The 16,411-nt window shown below is 49.1% G+C and carries 11 protein-coding genes; 5 read left to right on the forward strand and 6 right to left on the reverse strand.

All coding sequences use genetic code 11. The features are described 5' to 3' along the window. The first annotated feature begins 18 nt into the window (after positions 1-18). Together MHI45_RS02675 and MHI45_RS02680 are read left to right on the forward strand one after the other, a co-directional pair. Positions 19-1,314, forward strand: a complete 1,296-nt coding sequence (locus tag MHI45_RS02675) for an APC family permease (RefSeq protein ID WP_076114120.1) — start codon at positions 19-21, stop codon at positions 1,312-1,314. A 312-nt stretch (positions 1,315-1,626) separates the two neighbouring features. Beyond that, positions 1,627-2,577 (forward strand): alpha/beta hydrolase, encoded by a 951-nt coding sequence (locus MHI45_RS02680; protein ID WP_076114119.1) that lies wholly within the window; start codon positions 1,627-1,629, stop codon positions 2,575-2,577. 194 nt (positions 2,578-2,771) lie between these two features. Here MHI45_RS02680 and MHI45_RS02685 read toward each other — a convergent pair whose 3' ends face one another. Next, entirely contained in the window at positions 2,772-3,128 is a 357-nt protein-coding gene (locus MHI45_RS02685) for a hypothetical protein (RefSeq protein ID WP_076114118.1), read from the reverse strand. Positions 3,129-3,303: 175 nt separating this feature from the next. Between MHI45_RS02685 and MHI45_RS02690 the strand changes: the two genes are divergently transcribed. Next, the gene (locus MHI45_RS02690) at positions 3,304-4,623 is read left to right on the forward strand and encodes an outer membrane protein assembly factor BamB family protein (protein ID WP_076114117.1); all 1,320 of its coding nucleotides are present in this window, start codon (positions 3,304-3,306) and stop codon (positions 4,621-4,623) included. A gap of 13 nt (positions 4,624-4,636) precedes the next feature. On the opposite strand, the gene MHI45_RS02695 is transcribed toward MHI45_RS02690, so the two are convergent. The 3 genes from MHI45_RS02695 to MHI45_RS02705 form a co-directional block, all read right to left on the reverse strand. Next, positions 4,637-5,857: an aminotransferase class I/II-fold pyridoxal phosphate-dependent enzyme gene (locus MHI45_RS02695; RefSeq protein ID WP_076114116.1), complete on the reverse strand. Its 1,221-nt coding sequence runs from the start codon at positions 5,855-5,857 to the stop codon at positions 4,637-4,639. Between the two features lie 394 nt (positions 5,858-6,251). Then, positions 6,252-11,030, reverse strand: coding sequence for an S-layer homology domain-containing protein (locus tag MHI45_RS02700; protein WP_144024488.1), 4,779 nt, complete (start codon positions 11,028-11,030; stop codon positions 6,252-6,254). A 155-nt stretch (positions 11,031-11,185) separates the two neighbouring features. Further along, positions 11,186-11,815: a hypothetical protein gene (locus tag MHI45_RS02705; RefSeq protein ID WP_076114113.1), complete on the reverse strand. Its 630-nt coding sequence runs from the start codon at positions 11,813-11,815 to the stop codon at positions 11,186-11,188. Between the two features lie 290 nt (positions 11,816-12,105). Here MHI45_RS02705 and MHI45_RS02710 point away from each other — a divergent pair, with 290 nt between their 5' ends. After that, positions 12,106-12,273 carry a hypothetical protein gene (locus MHI45_RS02710; protein WP_179091874.1) on the forward strand — a complete coding sequence of 56 codons (168 nt, stop codon included), beginning with the start codon at positions 12,106-12,108 and terminating at the stop codon, positions 12,271-12,273. A 243-nt stretch (positions 12,274-12,516) separates the two neighbouring features. Here MHI45_RS02710 and MHI45_RS02715 read toward each other — a convergent pair whose 3' ends face one another. Beyond that, a complete protein-coding gene (locus MHI45_RS02715; RefSeq protein WP_076114112.1) occupies positions 12,517-13,068 on the reverse strand; it encodes a hypothetical protein in 552 nt (183 codons plus the stop codon). Positions 13,069-13,203: 135 nt separating this feature from the next. Next, positions 13,204-14,991 (reverse strand): ABC transporter substrate-binding protein, encoded by a 1,788-nt coding sequence (locus MHI45_RS02720; RefSeq protein WP_076114111.1) that lies wholly within the window; start codon positions 14,989-14,991, stop codon positions 13,204-13,206. A 141-nt stretch (positions 14,992-15,132) separates the two neighbouring features. On the opposite strand from MHI45_RS02720, the gene MHI45_RS02725 reads away from it, so the two are divergent. Beyond that, positions 15,133-16,362: an MDR family MFS transporter gene (locus MHI45_RS02725; RefSeq protein ID WP_076114110.1), complete on the forward strand. Its 1,230-nt coding sequence runs from the start codon at positions 15,133-15,135 to the stop codon at positions 16,360-16,362. The last annotated feature ends 49 nt before the right edge of the window (positions 16,363-16,411 follow it).

Raw genomic sequence — 16,411 nt, forward strand, 5'->3', positions numbered from 1 at the left:
GAAAGCGGGATCTTATTTATGAAGGAAACTCATACATTGCAACGAAACATCGGTATGCCGCAAGCCATTGCTCTATACATCGGAGCCGTGCTTGGTTCAGGTATTTTAATCGTACCCGGACTGGCCGCTGAAATGGCCGGTCCGGCTTCCCTGCTGGCCTGGGGATTCATGACCCTGCTGATTCTGCCTCTGGCTTTGTCGATGGGGCTCCTCTCCGCTAAATTCCCAAACGCCGGAGGTGTGTCCCATTTCGTCACTTTGGCCTTCGGCCCCAAGGCTGGAGCATTGGTAGGCTGGTTCTTCCTGATGTCAGTGCCCATTGGCGGACCTGTGGCTGCGCTGACGGGAGCCGGGTATATGACGGCCGCCATGGGCTGGGGGGACGGAGCCCGAATTGTTATCGCCGCCGTGATGCTGGCCATTGGCCTGATCACGAACTGGATGGGCATGCAGGTCGCAGGCAAAGTACAAATTGCCGTGGTTATCTCAATCATTGCTGTGCTGGTGTTCTCGTTTGCCACCGCACTCCCCCGCATGGAAAGCACGCATTTCACGCCATTTGTTCCCCATGGCTGGATGAGCATCGGGCAAGCGGCAGCTATTCTCTTCTGGTGTTTCATCGGCTGGGAGGCAGTCTCCCATCTTTCAGAAGAGTTCAAGGACCCGCAGCGTGCAGCTGTTAAAGGGGTTACCATCGCCGCTATTATAGTAGGGGTGCTCTATTTCTTATCCGCGCTGGCTACTGTTGGAACCCAAAGCTACCTCCGTGGAGGCGCTGATTCCTCGCTCGTCTGGATCATCAGCCAGCCGCTTGGCGCATGGGGCGGCTTCATCGCCGGGCTTACCGGCCTGTTCATCTGCACCGCGACGATTATCGCCTATTCCAGTGCTGCATCACGGGTGGCCTTTGCCTTGTCCCGTCAGGGCTATGCTCCCAAATGGATGGGACGCCTGTCCAGCCGGTACAAGACGCCCACTGGGGCTATTGGTTTCTTGTTGCTTTGTTTTGCTGCAGTACTGCTCCTTTACGGCAGTGGCCTGCTCTCCATCACCACGCTGATCCAGTTCCCCAATGCCACTTTCATCCTGACGTACATTGGAGGCTGTGCTGCCGGAATCCGGCTGCTCAAAGGCAACAGGCTTGGAGTAATGATCAGCTGGATATCTTTTATCGCTACACTGGCGGTGTTTCCGTTTACCGGGTGGGCAATACTGTATCCGCTGCTGATTACGATCATCTTTATCGTCGTCACCGTTTTGCGCAATAAACGCAGCTCCGGCAGCGGTTACTCTCAGACACTGGAACATCGTTAGTCGGCGCGCAAGGCCCTTGAATAGAGCAGGCCGCACCCTCTTTGCCGGGCAAGGAGGATGCGGCCTGTTTTCTTTTGAAGGAACATTTTTTACTGCCTTCTGGAAGAGCTACTTTCCCCTTCTTTATTCTCAATTGTAAGCCTAATACTGAGGCGGTTTCCGGTAGTGATAGTGAGGCATAATAATGAAGGGTGGTTAAAAGTTTTTAGGGAGGTTAACGGGGGCTGCAACGCGTTTCGTTTCAGGAAGGTCACATACGGTTATGGATTGAAGAGAGATAGAACCCATATTTCATTAAAGGAGACGATAAACATGCCCGAAAATAAAAAGATCGTTCTCGAACCGGCAGCGCAGAAATTTGCCGATGACAATGCAAAGCCCCCTTTCCTTCCTGACCTCGGTCCTGAAAAGGGCCGGGAAACGGTGGATACCGTTCAGTCCGGTGAAATAAAAAAACCGGAGGCCAATATCCAGGATCTCTCTGTTCCCGGCGGACCCAAAGGTGAGGTTCCGATCCGAATTGTTCGTCCGGTTAACTCTTCTGCTTCATCACTTCCTGTTATCTTATACATCCACGGTGCCGGTTGGGTATTCGGCAACAGCCATACTCATGACCGGCTCACTCGTGAACTGGCGGCCGGCGCGGATGCGGCCGTTGTTTTCCCGGAATACAGCCTGTCTCCGGAAGCCAAGTATCCTACAGCGATTGAGGAAATTTATACGGTGCTGGAATGGATCTCTAAGCATGGATCTGAACATGGTCTTGACGGGGGTCGATTGACTGTAGCCGGTGACAGTGTCGGAGGTAATATGACTGCGGCCATAACGCTGATGGCCAAAGAACGCAAAGGCCCGGCAATCAGCAAGCAGCTGCTGTTCTATCCGGTAACCGATGCTTCATTCGATACGGAATCGTATCACCAGTTCGCCGAAGGTTATTTCCTTCAGCGTGAAGGGATGAAATGGTTCTGGGATCAATATACAACAGATCCGCAGGAACGGGCTCAGATTACCGCTTCCCCGCTGCGGGCCAGCCTGGAGCAGCTCAGCGGTTTGCCGGAAGCCCTGATTATTACAGGAGAAGCCGATGTGCTGCGGGACGAAGGCGAAGCCTATGCCGCCAAACTGCGTGAAGCGGGCGTCCCGGTAACAGCGGCCCGGTTTCAAGGCATCATCCATGACTTTGTCATGCTGAATGCGCTCGCGGATACGAATGCCAACAAAGGAGCACTGCTCTTGGCAACAGCGTGGCTGCGGCAATAGTGCTTAAAGTAACAAAATATATGTAACGTGAAATCAGGCCAGCTTCGGGTGTATTCCGAAGCTGGCCTGATGCCTTAAAAACGGCTTAATTACAGTAAAGTGTGCAGCTGCTCAGCAGTTATTTTACATATAAAATAATTAACCGCCTTCCCGCACAAACCCGCTGAAGCTGTAACCTGGGTTAGTTCCGCTTGTTATTTACGCTGACTGTAAAATTCCGCAGCTTTGACCAGCATGTCCTTCAACGAACTGAAGGAAGTCGTATGACTGACATGCTCATTCAACTGATCCTGGGGCAGGGATTTCAAATCCTCCGCCGAAGATGCAGAGAAACCTCCGCTTTGCAGCAGCTCTTGCAGTGACTCAAATGGCGTAAACTGTTGCAGAAACGATCCCGATAACAACTGATCCAAAGGGAGTTTCTCCATCAATTGATCCAGCGGCAGCTGATCTTGTGGCAGCTTTTGCAGCAGTTTGCCCACTCCGCCTTCTTTAACCGTATCCACCAGACCTTGTATTTTCTCACCGAACCCTCCAAAATTGAATCCCATAACGAGCCCTCCTATTAAATCTTTAGTTGCTCCTTATTACCCCAATCTGGACCGGTTGAAATATTAGTTTACATATTAATTATTATGTTAACTAATAAACAACTTCCTTATTTTAGAAACTTATTAAGCATTTATACGTCTAACTAATATGAACATTCACAAGGAGATGACTCTTTTGCCACAAGTAAAAACAATTCTCACATCACTTCTCGCTGTTTCCTTATTATCATCCGGTACCACCCTAACGTTGCAAGGAATGGCTACAGACACCGCCTATGCAGCATCCAGCGCCACTTCTGTGAAAGCCGCCAAGGACACCTCTCTCCCTTTGAAGTGGTCCGTCGCAACAGATGGCATTGGCATGTATGACAAGCTGCCCATCTTAAATGGAATCCTCTTTTATACCGCCAATAATACACTGTACGCCAAAAATATAGCTACCGGCCAAGTGAAATGGTCCTACAAAAACGGCGGGGAGCCGCAGATCCTTACGAACAGTTCCATCTTCTTTATCGATAATCACGAACAGCTCGTAAAAGTATCCGCTGACACGGGGAAGCTGCTGTGGAAGGTTAAAGTGTCAAAGCGACCGATAGAAGTCGGAGCACAGGCCCGCCTGATTAACGGAAAAGTATATTTCTCCAATGAAAGCGGCGGCGTAGCTGCCTATCATCCGGTGACAGGCAAGAAAATATGGGAGAATACGAATATCCCCATGTATGTAGGCACCATTTACGGAGAATATAAAGGCGTACTCGTCGTCTCCAGCACCGTCGATAATACACGCACACAATTTTACGGACTAGATCTTGCAACTGGCAAGAAGTTATGGAGAACTGAGGGCTTATATGGTTATGTAGGTGTTCAGGAGGGACATTTGGTTCTGCGGAAACAAGTAAAAGAACAATATGATGCTGAAGCCACTCCCGTTCCGGGTCATCTATTAACACTGGTCCAATTGGACCCGGCAACAGGCAAAATATCAGGCCAAGAAGACTACCAGCCTCTGAATGACATCGACAGAATGAGCAATTACTACACTTCCATTCAGAATTCTTATATCTATACGGCGGCTGGGAATCTTGATAAGGATGAATATACGCTAACACGGTTTACACGCGGCCAGAGCAAAGAAACAGCAACAAAAAGCTACGAAAGCTATGGCAGATGGCTGGCCGGTCCCACAAACGGAATGGCATTCTTTCAAAAAGGAACCCAAATCACCGGAGTCAATCTTGAGAATGACCGTGTTGTGACGTTCGACAATCCGGCAAGCAAGGTTGAACTGCTGCAGCGGGTTGGCAAGGCTGTATTCACTATTTACGAGAACGGGTACCTCTCCATTAATCATGCAGATACCGGAGCCTTGTTCGGGATTATCAAAACCGGAGCCGGCTACCATTATTTTGGCAATGTTACGATCGAAAGGGGAATCGCGTTGATCCCGACAGAACATAAATTGCTGGCCGTAGCCCTGCCTAAAGAATTGCAGTAAATGATCTTTACGTTTAGCGGTTCCTGCGAAGAAACTCCCCGATTCTCCGGGCAGCTTCCAGGAGCCGCTTTTCTTCTTCAACCAGCGCGATTCTGACGAACCTTTCTCCCTGTGAACCAAAAGCATCCCCCGGGATTACAGCAACACCAGTCTTTAGCAGCAGCTCTTGAGCGAACCTGCGTGATCGGCCAACTTCACCTGGAGTTCCCCAAGCCTCCGGAAGCCGTGCCCAAACAAACATTGTCGCTTTAGGCTTAGCAACAGACCAGCCTTCCAAGGACAAAGCTTCAATAAACACATCGCGCCGATGCTCATAAAGCGGGGCCACCTCCAGTTTATCCCCTCCAGCCATCGCCAGCTCCAGCGCAAATGCCGCTGCCTCCTGTACCGGATTAAATACCCCATAGTCTACATTGCTCTTCAGTTCACGGAGTGCGCCGACAGCTTGGCGGTTGCCGGTCATAAAACCAACGCGGCATCCGGCCATATTAAAGCTCTTGGAGAACGAATGAAATTCAACCGCCGTCTCTAGTGCTCCAGGTACTTGCAGGATACTTAACGGACGGTAGCCGTCAAACCCCATCTCCGAATATGCCAAATCATGAATAACCAGCACCTCCCATTTCCCGGCTAAAGCAATCAGTTTCTCCATGTAAGCCAAATCGGCCGTAACCGCAATCGGATTGCCGGGAAAGCTGAGCAGGATAAAAACCGCCTGCTGCCATATCTCATCAGGAATGCTGTCCAGATCAGGCAGAAAGTCATTTTGCTCCAGCAAAGGGACATGCCAGGCCTTGACCCCTGCAATCGCCAGTGAACCGGAATAAATCGGATAACCCGGATCAGGGACAATCGCCAAATCTCCGGGATTGCAAATGGACAAAGCAAGATGGGCCAGCCCGTCCTGTGAACCCATCAGCGCCACCAGCTCTTCCTCATCATCCACTTCAACATCAAACCGCCATTTCATCCAGGCTGCCGCTTGCTTGCGGAACAAGCCGCTTCCCTTGGAAGCGGGATAGGAATAACTGTTCTCCCTGAGAACTGCATCACTTAACGCTTGGCGAATCTCAAGAGCAGGTGCCTGATCCGGACTGCCGATCCCAAGGTCGATGACCTCGATGCCCGACCTCCGTGCTTCTGCTTTCCATTCGGATACCTCCGAGAATATGGAAGAACCCAAATGCGATAGTTTATCCGATCGCCATCCCCGTTTGGAACTGCTGTATGTCAAAATCAAAACCCCCAGCTGTTTTTCCAATTAGTATAGCATGATTTCTTTCACCCGGTTTTACACAAAGCTCACATCAGAAGGGCGTAAATAATTAAAACCATATTATAGATTTAATACATTATTATTCCAATCACAACCCTCAAATCGGCACAACCACATGGTTAGATGAACCTATTAAAATGGATCTCAGATGAAACAGCGTATAATTTATGTTATACGCTGTTTTTTTAGGGCGAAATTGGGCCATTCTACTGTGGTTTTCACTATCCAGTCAATAAGCTCTTTCTCCATAGCTTAGAATCTTGGCTAATGGGATAAACAGCCGCCAGAAAGATTGGCGGCTGTGTGTGATTACGTATTTAACTTGTACTCTCCTGTTTATTGAAAATCAGCTTTACTTCGCTGGCAGTTTCAATAACCGGTATAATACCGTCATCCCTTCGGCACGTGTTGTCTTCCCATCCGGTTTAAACATCCCCCCGGGTTGGCCTTCAATGATGCCGAGTGCTGCCGCTTCATTCACGGCTTGCTGTGCCCAGGCTCCCATTCGCCCGGCGTCATGAAATGCCGGGGTCGCGCCAGTTACTGCCGTACCTGTGTTGCTCAAATGATATGCACGCATAATCATTACAGCCATTTCCTGCCGCGAAAGGGAAGCCTGCGGCCGGAATGCCCCGCCGGCTCCTCCAATAATTCCAGCTGCTGCGGCGGCGTTTACTCCCACCGCGTACCATGCGTCTTTAGAAACATCCGTGAACACGGCTGCTTCCATTTTAAGATTCAGCAGCCGGGCCAGCATCACCGCGAACTCTGCACGGGTCAACGTCTGATTCGGAGCAAATAAACCTTCGTCTGTTCCAGTCGCGATATTTCGGGCGGCAGCCATCACTTCAATGGCATGCCGGGCCCAGTGGGAGTTCAGATCTCCAAAGGTCTTGGTGGATTTCGCCAGCAGATAAGCTCCCCATTGAGCCGGCTGGAATTCTATGCTTCCACCCGTAACCTTACTGTCAAGATACCGCCAGTTCCCCTGTTCATCCTGCACGTAAATCACGAGCTTGTCCGGATCACTTTCTCCACGAGAAACCGGTATTTGTACGTTCAGAGCAAAGGAATTCTTATCCAACGGATCAAGATTTTTAACCGACGAAGTAATAGTATACAAAATACGCCCTTCTGTATTTGCAGGCTGATCTACCGCTGTCTTTTGGGTAAATGTCAGCGTGACCTCTTCCGTTTCGGCCGACAATAACCGCTGCGCGGCTATCGTCCATTTCGAACCCCGGTCAAGAATTTGCAGTGGTTTACCGAGCTGAACCGCCAGGCGGATGACAGATTGCGGAAACCATACAGATTTAGCGCCAGTTGCAGAACTATCAACATCTTTAAGATTTATACTTAATACAGCGGCTTCAGCATTGTTCAATTCCTTGAGTGCCCATGCCTCATCTACTTTAAGCAGATCCGGCTTTGCGGCTGGCGGGACAACAGTACTCTGGAACTCGGGATTGTTACCAGCAGGTGGGGCTGTATAAATCTGCCCAGCCGAAACCTTAGCCTGGGCAAAACCGTTAATTTGCCGGCTTTTATTGATTTCATAGACTGCAATATACGAACCCGCTGTAACAGCGATATCTTCCCCCGGCTTGTAGTTGAGTACTCCGGCAGGTAGGAAATCTCCTTTAACCGGAACTGCTATAGCATCGGCTGATACTTGCACAGCTATACTGTTGAGCGGATCATAGGTCGCCGTTTGTACCGTGGCCGTGCCCTGCGTTTTGCCGGGTACAATATCTATTTCGAGCATCCTGACGGGATATGGTGCTACCTCTCCCCGCTGCAGCAGTTTTGAGCTGAAACGGAAGATTGTCCCCTTTTCGTCCGTCTCATAAATTGTGATATACATTCCAGCTTCCACATCGGCTAGCTCGAAAGGCAGGGCGGAAACCGGAACCGCTTCAGCAGGTACACGGTCAAGCACAATGTCCGGGGTATCCAAAGGCTTCACAGAAACGATTCGCTTTAACTCATGATAGACTTCATCATAAACTGCAGTTTTGACCAGAGCTCTGCCGGGTGCACTTCCCGGACTAACTTCAATCGGAGCCGTAAGTGGAGGAGCCGCAGTGTCAAACGGTGTCACCGCAACCTCCAGCGATTTCCCGCTCTCTCCAGCCGCTTCACTGGCCGAGGTCACTGTTACATAATAGGTGGTATCGTTGGCAAGCCCCTTCACTGATAAATAGGTGCTTGTTGCAACGCCTGCCGGTGCACCGTAGCCCTCCCCTGCGGTACGCAAATAAACATTATAATGATCCGCATTGGGAGAGGCAGACCAGTTCAGTTCAACCCCGCGATCCCGCGCGCTTGCTGTAACATTCAGCGGTACTGCCGGAGCCGAACCACTGTCATCGAACCGCATCACAACCGTCCTGTAATCTCCTCCTGACTGTGCCATATCCGTGAATGCAGCATAGACAATGCCGCCTTCCACGTATAGCGAGGTATGATCCACCGCTCCTTTGGAAAAACTTTTGTTCCCGACAAATTCCCAGCCGGTATCTCCTTTGCCGGTATATTTCATTACAATGGCTTTTCCGCCATTTTCCGCTGACCTGAACAAGATATAGGGTATGCCCTGATCTATAAAAAGACGGGTATAATTCAGGTCGTTATCGGGATTCCCTTCAAAATTTTTGCTGCCGACATACTCCCAGTTATGCCCGTTAAATTTGACCAGATTCGGCCCCACATCCCGAAAAGCCAGATAAGGCGTTCCATCGTACACAAAAACCGATGTCCACTTGACGGCTTTCGCAGTTGTCATATTCTTGGTAAATCCGCGTCCGCCTAAAGCTAGCCACTGGCTGCCATCATACATCATGACAGTTCCCCGGTTGGCGTTATTATCACGGAAAGCGACATAGGGCGTGATTCCGTCCACAAATAAGGATACATAGGTTCCTGCCGCACCTACCGAAATGATTCCGTCCCCGACAAGCTCCCAGCCAGTGTTGCCTTTACCGCTATATCTCATTACCATTGCACCCGGCTCTTGGCCACTGGCAGGCTGGACGTTAAAAGCAACAAAAGGTATACCGTTCTTATCAATAGCCAAAGCTACATTATCAACCAGCTTGTCGATGATGCTTCTCCCTCCGACAGGCTCCCATTTGGTTGCACCCTTCCCTGTATACTTCATGACCGTAACACTGTTATGGATATCCGTAGATGCGACATACGGCACGTTATTAAAGAAAGCCAGCGAAGTATATCCAACGCCGCCTTCCAGAAATCCTGGGCTTCCAACATACTCCCATCCGGTGGGCGTATGTTTTTTGACGGACACTTTTCCATTCTCTACGATGGCCAAAAAAGCTGTGCCGTCATTTACGATCAAAGAGTTGTCCATGGTGGCAGAGCTGGAAACGGTCCCCAGAGATTCCCATACGTTGAGACCCGGCGTAGCGTTGACCTCTGCAGATTCGGCTTCATCGCTAACCCCATTCTCATTAAAAGCTCTCACCTTGAAGTAGACTGTCTTGCCACTGCTCAATCCTTCGGTCAATGTATAGGCGGTGGAGCTATTCCCGGTAACTACAGCAGCCGGTGTATCCGGATAACTGCTGACTTCCGCATCACGCTGGTAAATGTAGTAACCCGTTGCATCTGCTCCAGTAGCGGCAGTAACCGGATCCCAGCTAATGTTCACTTGTGCATTATTGACCGAAGTAACCTGCACATGCAGTGGAGCAGTTGGCGGCAATGCCAACGGTGTTATCTTGATTTCATTGGAATAACGTCCATCCACTGTACGGATCATAAACCGGTAGGATGTATTATTTTCAAGCTTCGGAATCACATCACTTCGTCCTTCTCTGCCGACAGAGCTGAATTGTACCCCGTCTTTAAAAATAATGTATCCGGTAGCCTTTTCTGCTGCGTCCCACTCCAGTTGAACTGCCGAATCCCGCACTTGACCCCAGAGTTTGAAATCGGCATCGCTGTATTTGATGATGGATATGGACCCGGTCTTGCCGTCTTCTACGTAGCTGACATATGGTACTCCATCCCTGACTGTCATATCGGATAGACTCTGAACTGTTACGGATAATGATTCTCCAAGCTTATCCCAGGTGTAGCTCCCATCTAGGAGCTTGCTTAAGCTTTTGGCAGATACGGTGTAGGGTTCAGTATAATCCCGATACACGGCATACACCTTTCCGGCATCCGCAGATAAGGTATATGAGCTTACTCTATTCTCGGAAACCTCATTTCCAGCCTTCGTCCAATTTCCCAATATTTCACCCGCTGAATGCTCCATAACTGTCAGCCTGTTGCCGTTGGCGGAACTGTCTACATATCCGAAATATAATATCCCGCCTTCAACGATTAACTTAGGCAGGCTAAGCGCTCCACCAGTGAAATTCTGGTTGCCGATCCGTTCCCATTCCTTGCGGTCCGGATTGTATTTCTTCACAGTTGCTCTCTGTGCACTGTTGCTTGAAATATAGCCTACATATAAAATACCGTCGTCGTCTATTGCAAAAGGGGCATCACCGCTCGGATGACTTCCCTCAGGACTGGGTATCAACGTCCATGCTCCTGCAATGTATTTTTTGATCTGCCACACTTTTTCACCCTTAACGACTCCCGAATACGCCACATATGGGGTTCCATCTACTATCGTTAAGGAAATATGGTCAAGCGTGGTGCTTTCACTGACAAAGATAGGCCCTCCGAGACTCTCCCATCCCTCTTCCTCCAACTTGCTCACATGCAGTTCATTCTTATCTCCCCTATATGCCAAATAAAGTATATCATTGTCGATTACGAAGGAGGTGGTCACCGAAGCCGCCGGCATCGGGATTGCCTCCGGCGGAGTAGGAAGCGTCATCCATTTCACTCCGTCATACTTTTGAATGGAAGGAATGCCGTTTCCGCTTTTATAAGCAGCGAGATATTTAATGTACAGTTCACCCTTGCTGTTATAGGCTATTTCCGGAAGGGCAGCTTTTGCAGCAATTTCCCTATCGCCTTCATATACCCAGGTTCCCTCCGCTTCCAATCCTGCCGCGCTGCTCTGGCTCCTCCCGAAGCCCTGCACCAGCATTGCCGCAGAGAGCAGAACTATCAGCAGGCTCCTGCACCATCTATTTCCCTTCACTCTCACTTTTCCATCTCCCCTTGTCTTTTGTATACGTTACATTGAATTGCCTGCACCTATAAAAAATCGGCCTTCCCTGCAGTATTAAGCAAAGAAGGCCGTTCCTTGGAACGCTCACTAATGCAGGCTGCAACAGCGGCAATTCCCTAGATCATGACAACTCAGTAAGCATATCCGCCGGTAAAGGTACCAGAGGTATACAAGTCAATGCGGTTAATGTTAGAGAGAAAATAAGGAATATTCGTCTCTTGCGCTGCTAAAGTTCCAAACAGCAATCGAATAACATCCTCACCACTGCCGTTGATATCAGTAGCCAAAATTGCCGGCACCAAGGTTCCGGAGGTAGCAATGTCCGGATTCGGGAAGGTATAACGGCTGGAGAACAGCTGAGTCCCCGGATTGTTGAAGGTTCTGGTGTAGTTAGGTCCAACCAGCGAGGAGAACGTTACACTAATTACATCGGAGTCTACATCGACACTTAACGCTTCGTTGTCTATAAGACTCTGGAACAGTTCGAGAACCGGACTGCCGTAGGCAGTATACGCTGCATTCGTGAGATTGTTGCGATTGCCTGTATAGTCAAAATAATCTGCATTGGCATTAATATCTGTAGAAGTTATTGTCCCTACAAAAGTGTTGTCTAAATACAGATCAATAGAGCTGGTAGGTGCTGCGAAGACCTCTTCCGGCACGAGTAAACTTGCCGCAAAGACCGACACCGTAAATAAGAGACCAAGAATCATGAGACCTAATCTTCTGCCGAATATGTGGGTGCGTGATAAACTAATCATCTTCCACTCCTCCTAGATTATATTTGTACAGACGGAAAATTCCGCTGCGCAGCCTCTTCTTGAATCTCTATGGATATTTGCTATTTAAAATCTAATTATGTCTGATTATATCTATTTATATCTATATATAACGTAATATTTGTTACACTCTAGTAAATATTTTCTGAATCAAACTAAAACATAATATAGGATTGTGCTCAACAGGTTTAAAAATGAATCCTGTTCAGGCAGAACCGTTAGTTCACTCTAGGCATAAGATAGGATATCAATGGCGAAGGTGGGCGAATTTTATGTCCAAGAATAAACGCGGCAAAGCGCTCTGGCGGATGCCGTCCCGCGGCAGAGGAACCTGCCCAATCTGTGGCAGCACGCGAATCAAGCTGCTCTATATCGGCAAAGGTGTTGCCGGCGAGAAGCTTGAAGTCTGCAAGAAATGCGAGGGCAAACAAGCAGGTTGAAAAGATTATGCCGGAAAAAGTAATCTTCTTTTTCTGAATCACAAGACAGGAAGAACAAAGGGGAGTGCCGGTGATGCGGCACTCCCCTTTGTTCTTCTAATTAATTCAATTCATGCTGCGGCACCCAATTGCGGACACCGTTATCTTCAAGAATTCCCAGAGTAACATCCGAGATGCGGCCAAATTCTATCACTGGCAGGGGAGGCATTGAATTAACCAGCTCTCTTCTGCTACATGCTCATTTCAATACAATCTGATGGTATGCTCCCCGCTTGCCGTATCCAGAATCACTTCCCGCTCATGCTTCCAGGTAGGACTGCTCAGCCCAAGCACCTTATCCGGATCCCGATCCTCACCGCGAATCATAACCCAGTAGTCCTGATTTTCCAGCTTATGCATGAATAATCCAAAATACCGGCTCCGGTAAAATTCAGCGAAATATTGGCTTTCCCCAAGTGTAGCGATCCGGTATTTCACAACCAGCAGCTCTTGATTCCGGGGGGATTGCAAATATTCATATTGCCAGCCCATAAACGACGAACAAAAGTATTTCACCCCGAACAGCAACAGGATTAAGGAAACCGTCAGGATCAGGAGCAGCTGTTTTTGGAGCATAACCAGTGACACACTTAGCAGGATTACGTGATAGAGGACAATATATCCCCCCGACGGGTGAAACCGCGGTCCAGGCGAATAATCCAACAGCCCAAGAAGGACAAGTAGTACATCGGAAGCAAGTAAGATTCCAAATAAAAGAAATGCTATTTTTTTGCGGGCAGTCAGCTTGGACAACATGAGGCCCTCCCTTTTCCAATCAGACATATGCCTAATGATATAAGCGGGAGCACATGGAATAAAGAGAAATTACCAGGTTTTTCTTTCCTGTTTTATTGTGAATCCGGCAAGTTTAATTGCCTGTTTATTCATGTTTCACATACGGGTCTCCGGGAAACCCGGTTTGATCCACAGCCTGGAGATGTCCAGAAAACCAAAGGATCCCGTATGCAAGCCGAACAGACTCTGATTCAGCTGGGCTCTTTTGTTCATATGACAGCCATAGAGGACCCAACAATTCTCGCGCAGAATCGCTTCCGTCCGCTCCAGAAGTTCGCCTCTGCCTTCTGCAGGTTGTTCTGCAAAATGCTCCAGTTCCCGCTGTAATTGGTCCCGCTGACTGTCCTGAAGCAACGCGTGCAGATGGTTAGACTTGTTCACAAAGTAATTAATCATTCCCCACTGCCAATCATCTTCGAGCACCTCTTCCGCAAACAGGAAATCCGCTTGCTGCTTGACTTCCTCCATGTTGTATTCCTTGTAGGACATCAGGCAAATATGCAGACCGATTCGCTCCGCACGCTGCTGCAGCCACCCAGCTTCTTCAAGCTCATCCTTTCTGGTAACATAAGCAAGCGTAATCTCTTCTCCGCTGTACCCGCTGGATTCCAGCAGCTTCGCCGCCTCTTCAAGCGAATGCTCTTTCCAGATAATGCGGCGGCTGTACCAAGGCAGGAAGCTGTCTGCCGGTGTAATCCGGTTACCGCCCAGTTCCCTGATCAGCGCAGATGGATCATAAAGAAGACGCATCGCCTGGCGAAAAAACGGATTGTGCTGAATGCCCTCTTTGCGAAAATTCACGATAATATATCTGCAACCCAGCGCCGGATAATCAATACTGTTGCCAGAGCAACCATCCGAATAGGAGCCTGAAACTGCGGCATCCGGCAGCTGGTATTGGCGTGCACCGGAGCCCTGATCCGGCAAATACCAGATTTCGACCCGGTCCAAGAGCGGACGAATGCTGTAGTAATCATCAAAGGCTGCAAGCACAAGCACATCTTCATTCAAATTCATCAGCCGGTAGGGACCTGTTCCAAGGGGTTCCTGGTCATTATCAGCATCAAAGGGCAGAATCGACATGTGAATGGAGCTTAAGAGATGAAGAAAAAAGAGATTGGGTGATGACAGCTTGAAGCGGATCCGGTGATCCCCCTCAAGCTCTACTTCTTCAATCCCCCGAAAGTGCCATAATGCCGAACTGTCCAGCTCCACCAGCCGCTGCAGTGTACTTTTCACATCCCGCGAGGTCATCACTCTGCCGTGATGGAAACGAACACCTTTGCGCAAATAGAAAATATAGCTGGTATGGTCCTCATTCGCTTCCCACATATGGGCCAGAGCCGGATGAAAGGAATCACTGACGGCATCATATGTAACTAAAGTACTGCAGATTTGTCCGATCAGATAGGCTTCAAAAGCTGTGTACACAAAAGCGGGGTCAAGCTTCTCCATGCTGCGGTTGCGGGTAATCCGCAGGACATCAAGTCCTGTGGTCGATTCTGTCTCACTCTGATAGCCCATCTGTTTATTTAACAAGGTTAATAACCTTTCCTTTAACGGACCTTTGACCTCAGGCAGCCCAATTAACTCGATGGCCTGCTTTATTTTCCCGCTGCTAATCAGCTCCAAAAGATAATTCTCCAATATCTCTTCCACAGTGCGCAAAAAAGTCATCGTCGAGGTATGGCCTCTTCCCCGTCCTGCCTGCCACTGGATGAATCCCTTTTCCTCGAGCTTTCGCAGAATAAATTTCACGTTACGTGGCGTGCAGCACAGCACAGATGCCAGCAGCTCAATTGTCACCGGAATAGGCATATGAATATTAAAGGGATTATTAATCTCCGAGGCAACCCGTAAATAATGTGTGACGTTATTGTCCATGATCCATGCTCCTTTAAAGGTGAAACGGAGAACGCAAACCTTACACTTTTACTTCCCCCTTTTATCATTACAATTATACATAAAGCAGCTTCGATTAGCAGGTTTAAAAATTCAGCAACCAGAGTAGGAGATTCACATTATATGAAACAACATTTGCAGCACATCCATCCCTTAGCCTGGACCATTATTATCGGGACAATGTTCGGACGCCTGGTTACCTCCATGAGCATCCCCTTCTTATCCATCTATCTCACCCAGGTGCTTGGTGCTTCCGCGACACAGACAGGTTTTACGGTAGCTGTCAGCTCACTCGCTGGCGTCCTGATCAGTTTCTATGGAGGTTATATCTCTGATGTTATCGGGCGTAAAATCGTAATGCTGGTCTCGGTCTTCGGCTGGGCCTGTGTATTCTTCGGCTTCTCTGCCGCCCAGCATTTATGGGTATTCTTCCTGGTTAATACGCTAAACGGCCTATGTCGTGCCGTATTTGAACCTACTTCTCGCGCCTTGCTGTCGGATATTACCCCACCGGACCATAAACTGCTCGTGTTCAATTTAAGATACGCCGCCGTCAATCTGGGTGTTGTTTTTGGTCCGATTATTGGCCTGCAGCTGGGCTCTGCAAAATCTACCTTCCCGTTTCTGATCGCCGGAATTGTCTATATCGCTTATGGGCTTGTGCTGTTTATGCAGTTCCGCATCCATCATTCCACTCTTCCGCAGCGTTCCGAGGTCCGTGCTCCGAAGCTGCGCGAAGCGCTGGCAACGACCACCCGGGACCGGGTATTCCTGCCCGTACTGCTGGGTACAATCTTCTGTGTGCTGGGATACGGGCATTTCAGCTCCACACTGGCCCAGTATTTAGCAATGAATACCCATTTCACGAACGGAGGACAGGTATTCTCCTATATGCTGTCCCTTAATGCCGTAACCGTACTGGTGGTCCAGTACCCGATTGTCCGCACAGCAAGCCGATTCTCACCGATTGTCCCTTTGATTCTCGGGAATCTTTGCGTAGCGCTGAGCCTGCTGCTGTTCGGAATTGCCGGTGGAGTGGCACTGCTGATGTTCAGTGTCGTATTGTTCACCATTGGCGAGGTACTGCTCTTTACGATGATGGACATGCTCATTGACCGGATTGCCAAACCGGAATGGAAAGGTACGTATTTCGGAACCATAGGCTTTAATAATCTCGGCAATGTAATGGCTCCTATTCTGGGGGGACTGCTGCTGGATCAATTCGGCGCCGCGAATGGACCGGCTGTCTTTGTGCCCCTGGCCTTAACCACCGCCTTGGGGCTGCCTTTCCTCATTACCGCCCACAAACGACTTAAGATCAGAGAAATGGGCGCTGGTGATGTAAACGTATAGAAACCAAAAACCCGGATAAGCTTAGAAGCTTGTCCGGGTTTACTAATGT

Origin of the sequence: Paenibacillus sp. FSL H3-0321 (assembly GCF_038002865.1) — a bacterium.
Lineage (GTDB): Bacteria > Bacillota > Bacilli > Paenibacillales > Paenibacillaceae > Paenibacillus_AQ.